The organism is Catenibacterium sp. co_0103, from assembly GCF_004168205.1.
GTDB lineage: Bacteria > Bacillota_I > Bacilli_A > Erysipelotrichales > Coprobacillaceae > Catenibacterium > Catenibacterium mitsuoka_A.
Genome location: NZ_RCYB01000176.1, coordinates 1 through 1,939, shown reverse-complemented (window position 1 = coordinate 1,939; position 1,939 = coordinate 1). Strand labels below are relative to the sequence as shown.

The window sequence follows — 1,939 nt, the reverse complement described above, 5'->3', positions numbered from 1 at the left end:
AAAAAACGGAAAACGAAAAACGAAAATCAAAGAAATGTGTTATTTCCACTTGACAATCGTCATTTCATAACAGATTAGAAGAAAATTTACTAGAGAGATTCGATGAAATACTCGTACTAGATCATGGGACTCTTGCAGAGTCAGGAACCTTTAATGATCTTCTAGAAAGAAAAGGAGTATTCTACTCTTTGTATAAAGGATGAAAAGTAGGAGATATTCTTGTAATGTCTCCTATTTTTTTATCTGAAGACAAAAATATAGTATCATTTATTGAATTCTTAGAGCATAAGATTATAATAATTCATAAATGAACTATCTAAATATGAAAGAAGGTAAGAGCATGTATTTCAATATAGAGTTTCCAAATAAAATGGCTCATGCATATAGTGTAATGTGTAAACCACTATGTCAGGAAATCAAATTACCACAAACAGCTTTTGATATATTGATGTTTTTATCGAATAATCCTCAATATAAGACAGCAAGAGATATTGTAGAAGTAAGAAAAATTAAAGCCAATCTTGTTTCTATAAATGTAGATAAACTTGTAAAAGAAGGGTATCTAGAAAGAAGAGAAGTGGCAGGAGATCGCCGAAAGACAGAACTTGTATGTACTTCTAAGGCAGATTCTATTATAGAAAAAGGACGCTTAGTTCAGAAAGATTTTAAAGACACATTATTTAATAACATGGATAATTCTATGAAAGAAATATTATTTAAAGGTATGGAAATCATGGAAGATAATCTTGATAGGATATTGGAGAATCAATAATATGACAGTGTTAATGACTATTCTTGTTACATTCTTTGCGGGTATGGGTGCAGGATTAGGTACTGGTTTTGCAGGTATGAGTGCTGCAGCTGTGATCAGTCCAATGTTGATTACTTTCTTAGGAATGGATCCTTATATGGCTGTAGGGATTGCTTTATCTTCAGATGTACTTGCAAGTGCAGTTTCTGCTTATGAATATGGTAAAAACAAGAATCTAGATATTAGAAACGGTTTAATCATGATGGTTTCTGTATTATGTTTTACAGTAGTAGGAAGCTATGTCTCTAGTTTAGTACCAGCAACCACTATGGGTAATTTCTCAGTCTTTATGACAATGCTTCTTGGTGTAAAGTTTATCCTTAGACCAGTTATGACAACAAAAGAATCTATGGAAGCAGTCTCTCCTAAAAAAAGAGCCATTCAGTCAGTGGTCTGTGGTGTTATTATTGGTTTTATCTGTGGCTTCATTGGTGCAGGTGGAGGTATGATGATGCTTCTTATTCTTACTTCTGTATTAGGCTATGAACTTAAAACAGCAGTAGGAACAAGTGTCTTTATTATGACATTCACTGCCTTAACAGGTGCTGTATCTCATTTTGCGATTGGTGGGACACCTGACTGGGGTGTATGGATTCTATGTGTTATCTTTACATACATCTGGGCAAGAATTGCAGCACGCTTTGCGAATAAAGCGACTCCAGAAACATTAAATAGAGTAACAGGTATTATTCTAGTTATATTAGGTGTTGTGGTATTTGCATTCTCATTGGTGAAATAATTCTCTTTTGTAAAAGATAAATTATATGATGTAACGAAAAGGACGATTAAATTAATTATGATTTAATCGTCCCTTTTTGCTTAGTTGTCTTACAATCTTTAGTGAGGGCATGTTCAATATTTAGTTTAAATGAGATGACTATTTCTTTTGTTTTTTTGCATAAAGAATAAATATATTATCGGGGCATAGAGAACTATTCCGAGGGGTAAAATTCCTAAAAAATCATATTGTAAAAATGTGATAGAAGATAATATAAAAGTCAATTGACATAAATCTCCAGAATATTCATAAAAAGAGAAACGAGTTACTAGTACAGATAATATGAAATGACCTCCTAGTTGTCAAAACGTGGATTTAAACTCATAATAAGAATAGAAAACAAAAAGTGA

The 1,939-nt window shown here is 32.2% G+C and carries 2 protein-coding genes; both read left to right on the top strand.

Annotated elements, in window-relative coordinates:
- Positions 1-340 precede the first annotated feature (340 nt).
- Complete coding sequence (locus EAI80_RS12875; RefSeq protein WP_129982355.1) at positions 341-772, top strand: helix-turn-helix domain-containing protein; 432 nt, start codon at positions 341-343, stop codon at positions 770-772.
- Positions 773-779: 7 nt separating this feature from the next.
- Positions 780-1,550: a sulfite exporter TauE/SafE family protein gene (locus tag EAI80_RS12870; RefSeq protein WP_202976652.1), complete on the top strand. Its 771-nt coding sequence runs from the start codon at positions 780-782 to the stop codon at positions 1,548-1,550.
- The last annotated feature ends 389 nt before the right edge of the window (positions 1,551-1,939 follow it).